Source organism: Thalassotalea sp. G20_0 (assembly GCF_017744175.1).
Classification (GTDB): Bacteria; Pseudomonadota; Gammaproteobacteria; order Pseudomonadales; family Endozoicomonadaceae; genus Endozoicomonas.
Genome location: NZ_JAGHQV010000458.1, coordinates 1 through 589, shown reverse-complemented (window position 1 = coordinate 589; position 589 = coordinate 1). Strand labels below are relative to the sequence as shown.

The window sequence follows — 589 nt, the reverse complement described above, 5'->3', positions numbered from 1 at the left end:
CCTGGTAACCGGTAATCCATTGATAGGTTGAATAGGCGGCAATCCCCAATCCCAATCCGCCCGCTACCATAAGGGAACCTGTGGTAATTCCTCCCACCGTAGCGGCTGTTGATGCTGTAGCGTCTGTCGACACTGTGGCGGCTGCTGGCGCAGCTGTTGATGCTGTAGTGGGTGTTGACACTGTGGCATTTGCCGCCACCGCAGCTGTTGACTCTTTAGCGGCTGTTGATGCTGTAGTGGGTGTTGACTCTTTAGCGGCATTTATCGGGCAAACATCACTGTACGACAAATCCAATATCGGGCAAACATCACTGTACGACAAATCCAATGCATCCAGAAATTCTGTTCGCGAAGAGCAACTGGCTGTTAACACCCGTGGGTCTGCTTTTTGGCAAAGAAGCTGATCATTGGAGGTAGATCCAAAATTCTTTATATTGCCATTGACATAGCTGTTCACCGCCGTGGTGTTGGCAACCGTTCCTTTATTTACCCCCCCCCCGATGCTGCCTTGTGCAAACCTACCCTTGGTTGTGACATAGCTGTTCACTGCCGTGGTGTCGGTAACCCTGCCGTCAACCCTCCCCCCCCC

General features: G+C 52.3%; 1 protein-coding gene. It reads right to left on the bottom strand.

Going from position 1 to position 589, the window contains the following annotated elements:
- A partial coding sequence (locus J7438_RS27035; protein ID WP_209279102.1) for a hypothetical protein occupies positions 1-589 on the bottom strand: 589 nt, incomplete at both ends.